This window comes from Streptomyces sp. NPDC004126, assembly GCF_050275515.1.
In the GTDB taxonomy this organism is placed as follows: domain Bacteria; phylum Actinomycetota; class Actinomycetes; order Streptomycetales; family Streptomycetaceae; genus Streptomyces.
Genome location: NZ_JBNNPF010000125.1, coordinates 1 through 3285 on the forward strand (window position 1 = coordinate 1; position 3285 = coordinate 3285).

A 3285-nucleotide genomic window follows, 5' to 3' on the forward strand; every position below is an offset into this window, starting at 1 on the left:
TCCGCAGCCCGTCTTGGGCTGATACCCGCACCAGAGGTTGATCAGAGCAGCCCAGGGAGCGGACGGGCGCGTCAGATCGCTACGCGCTTCTCTCGTTTTGGCGGCCGGCGGCCGTCTGGGGCTGGTCGTAGGCGGGTTCGATGTTGGCGACGGCGGTGGTGAACTCACGGCCGGCGGCGTTGCGGATGTAGGCGAGCTCCATCCAGCGCTCGATGCCGGTGTCGGAGACGTTCTCGTTGATCACCGCCATCAACACCCCCTCGACGCCTGAGGCGATGTCGCGCACGCGTTGGTGAAGGAGTCGGTGCGGCACGTACTCGTAGCACTCACTCATCGGAGTCCGCCCCGAAGGTGCGCAGAAAGCGCTCCCAACCAGCTTGGGCGCGATCCAAGAGGTCCTCGCTGAGGTCAAATGTCGCTCCACACGGGCAGCGATGCGCGACCGGGTCGGTTCCCTCCGTACTGACGGAAATCAGCCACATGCGGCTACACCTTTCGGTCGAAGCATCCCTAGAGATGTGACCCACTGAAGCCAATTCCGCCAGTCTCGTCAATGGGTCTCTAGAGATGTTCGCCCGCAGGGCTGATAAGTGCGGTGCCCTACCGCTGGGCCTAGGGTGTCTAGAGAAGAGAAGGAGTGATCGTTCGATGACCAGCCAGGGCAGTACTCGCCAGCCGAAGTACCAGCGGATTGCTGACGAGCTGAGGGCGGCGATCCGCTCGGGCGAGTATGGGCCGGGCGACCGTCTGCCGGGCGAGAACGACCTCATGGCCACCTACGACGTCGCGCGAATGACTGCCCGTCAGGCCCTCGGCGTGCTCCAGAACGAAGGCCTCGCGGAAGCACGCAAGGGCGCTGGCGTCTTCGTCCGGGCCTTCAGGCCCCTGCGGCGGCACGGCATCCAGCGGCTCGCGCAGGAACAGTGGGGTTCGGGACGTTCCATCTGGTCGACGGACAGTGAGGACCGAGAGCTGGTCGTCGACCAGGTCGAGGTGTACGAGCAGCGGGCGAGTGAGGAGGTCGTCGTAGCTCTCGGCGTTCCGGACGGGTCTGCGGTCTGGGTGCGCAGCCGCCGGTTCGTGCTGGACGGCAAGCCGGTGCTCTTCGCGACTTCGTATCTGCCGTCAGACGTCGTGGCCGACTCGGCCATCACCCGATCCGACACCGGGCCTGGTGGGACGTACGCGAGGCTGGCCGAACTGGGACACAAGCCCGTTCACTTCCGTGAGGAGGTCCGCTGCCGCATGCCTTCCGTCGGCGAGGCCGAACGTCTCGCCCTCTCCATGGGGACACCTGTCATCCAGATCGTACGTACCGCCTTCGCGGAGGACGGCCGTGCGGTCGAGGTCAACGAAATGACCCTGGACTCCGCGTCCTACGTCCTGGAGTACGACTTCGACGCCTAGGCGCTGTCCGAGCTCGTTCCCTGAGGCATGACCGGACGGTTGGCGGACGTGTACTCGTCCGCCACGTTGAAGACGCTGGCGCAGCCCGGGCATTCCGCATGACCGAAGAGGTGGGAGATTCCGTCGGCGAGCACCTCCTCGCCGTCGCGAACAGCCATCTCGTACATCCATTTGCCGGTCCCGGTGAGTCCCTCGGCGGCCGCCGGGCGCAGGTCGCGACGGTCGACGTCGCCCTCGTCCCATTTCCTGATCGCGGAGTACCGGCCGTAGTCGCCTATGGCGATCGTGACCTCTGCGTCGCAGTGGGGACAGTCCAGCGGATAGAAGTCGTCCTCGAAGTCGCCCAGGCCTGCTGCCCAGTGGTATTCCCCCTCGGCCGAGAGCAGGGCGCGGAAGGACACGAAGTAGTCAGTCGGCCGCGACCGCAGGTGCCGGTTCAGCACTTCGCGGAACCGTGCGATGGCGTCGGCGCAGTCCGCCAAGAGATCGTCGCAGCCATGGTGCCCTGCCGCCCGCTCCAGGATCTTCCCCGCCAGGGCGCGCGCCCGCGCCTCGCGAGGCGCGAGGCGCACCAGGCAGGGCAGCGCGGCGAAACTGGCCGGGGAGACCAGGTCGTGCTCAAGGACGAGCCGCCATCCCAGTTCCTTCCACGCCTCTGTGTCGGTATCGCGCTCGACCCGTTCCAAGAGCTCCGGAACACGATCAACCTCGAACCGGCAGTCACGCATCTGTGCCCAGTTCACCACTCCGGTATTTAATCTCCCCCAGGTGCCGGAGGCGACGCTGTCCGTGGCACGGGCTAGGGTGCGCGGATGATATTCGGACGTGGGCGGTTTCTCGCCACCATCGGGGCTTTCGAGACAGCCGTACGTGCTCAGGACACTGACGCTGCGGAGCGCGCCTTCGAGCGGCTGACGCGCGGTTTCGGCAAGGCCCGGGACGCGGACCGGCAGGCGGCGGGGCCCCGGCTCGCCGCCCTGCTCGAACAGGTGCCGCCCGGGCCGCGAGCAGTTGTCGCCGTGCTCATCGGCGCATGTGTGGAGCGCGGGGCCGACCCGTCGGCCTGCGCTCCCGCCGTGTTCGCGGGCGCCCAGGACGCCTTCGAGCAGGCCGCCGTCTTCTGTGAGCGATGGGCGGAGCCGGGCAGGGGCGACCTGCCCGACCACGAGGGCCTGGAGGACGCCGACTTCGAGCGGATCGGCTTCGAGCCCGCCATGGCCTGGCAGTCGCTCCCGCAGTTCGAGATGGCCTGCGTGGCCATGCTCAATTCTCCCCGGGTACGCCGCGAGGCCCCCGGTCGCGCGGAGTTGACGACTGCCGTCGCACGGGTGGCGGAGCTGTCCGGTGAGCAGTTCAAGTGTCTCGCGTACGCCCTCGCCGTCCTCGACGACGAGCCGCTCGTCGTCCTCGATCGCGCCACGGGCGCCGGCTTCGCGCTGCGCGCGTCCGGCATCGGCGACAACTTCCAACTGCACACGCTCCTCGCCGACGCCCTGATCGGCCGTGGCCTCGTCAAGGGTCAGGCGCCCTCGGCCGAGGCGGTTGCCTGCTGCCGCGACCAGGCCGGGATGGTGCCGACCACCGGTTCCTTCAACCTGGTCGGCGCCGACGGCGAGTGGATATGGAACGAGGACAACCCGGCGGACATCCCCGTCGTGAACGGCGTCCGGCTCGTGGTCCTCGATCCGCCCGCGTACGAGAGGACCTGGCCCGCCGGCCGCTTCTTCCCCGGGATGACGGGCGACGTCGTCTACGAACACGCCCTCAAGCCGGACGAGTCAGCCGCCCTGCTCGCCCAAGTGGCCGCCCCCATCCGCTGACGTCCCCAAGCTGCTCTGTTCGGCCTGTAGTGCGTATCAGCCCAAGACGGCCGTCGGC

Annotated in this window: 4 protein-coding genes; 2 read left to right on the forward strand and 2 right to left on the reverse strand. The window is 68.0% G+C overall.

The genetic code is table 11. The features are described 5' to 3' along the window. Positions 1 to 79: 79 nt before the first annotated feature. The gene (locus tag ACQKM2_RS40755; RefSeq protein WP_427719240.1) at positions 80 to 334 is read right to left on the reverse strand and encodes a hypothetical protein; all 255 of its coding nucleotides are present in this window, start codon (positions 332 to 334) and stop codon (positions 80 to 82) included. Between the two features lie 314 nt (positions 335 to 648). Between ACQKM2_RS40755 and ACQKM2_RS40760 the strand changes: the two genes are divergently transcribed. After that, entirely contained in the window at positions 649 to 1407 is a 759-nt protein-coding gene (locus ACQKM2_RS40760) for a GntR family transcriptional regulator (RefSeq protein WP_427719243.1), read from the forward strand. Here ACQKM2_RS40760 and ACQKM2_RS40765 read toward each other — a convergent pair. Next, positions 1404 to 2153: a hypothetical protein gene (locus ACQKM2_RS40765; protein WP_427719246.1), complete on the reverse strand. Its 750-nt coding sequence runs from the start codon at positions 2151 to 2153 to the stop codon at positions 1404 to 1406. The genes ACQKM2_RS40760 and ACQKM2_RS40765 overlap by 4 nt on opposite strands. 66 nt (positions 2154 to 2219) lie before the next feature. Here ACQKM2_RS40765 and ACQKM2_RS40770 point away from each other — a divergent pair, with 66 nt between their 5' ends. Next, the gene (locus ACQKM2_RS40770; protein WP_427719248.1) at positions 2220 to 3227 is read left to right on the forward strand and encodes a hypothetical protein; all 1008 of its coding nucleotides are present in this window, start codon (positions 2220 to 2222) and stop codon (positions 3225 to 3227) included. The last annotated feature ends 58 nt before the right edge of the window (positions 3228 to 3285 follow it).